We start from the raw sequence: 279 nt of genomic DNA, 5'->3' as shown, positions 1-279 counted from the left end.
ATCCATTCTAAGGCTTGCTTAGAATCTCCATACGTTGAGAAGCTGGAGCGGCGGGGACCGCCTAAAAGTCCTTGGATATGCATGGCACCCGACATAAACACCATCCCAATAAACCAAACCCATGCCTGAATAATGGCTAATTTATTCATCGTTTTTGTCAGCTTTCGTCCGGTCAAGTGCGGAACAAGCCAATAAGAGATTCCAAAGAATGTTAACACAACAGATGTTGCTGCCGTTAAATGGAAGTGACCGGTTACCCAAATTGTATTATGGACAACC

1 protein-coding gene is annotated in these 279 nt (G+C 44.4%); it reads right to left on the bottom strand.

Going from position 1 to position 279, the window contains the following annotated elements:
- The coding region (locus RYX56_RS21960) for a cbb3-type cytochrome c oxidase subunit I (RefSeq protein WP_317124065.1) at positions 1–279 on the bottom strand (279 nt) is incomplete at both ends.

Source organism: Alkalihalophilus lindianensis (assembly GCF_032843265.1).
In the GTDB taxonomy this organism is placed as follows: domain Bacteria; phylum Bacillota; class Bacilli; order Bacillales; family Bacillaceae_D; genus Alkalihalophilus; species Alkalihalophilus lindianensis.
Note: the sequence above shows the minus strand (reverse complement) of the source record. Positions and strands in the feature narration are given on the sequence as shown.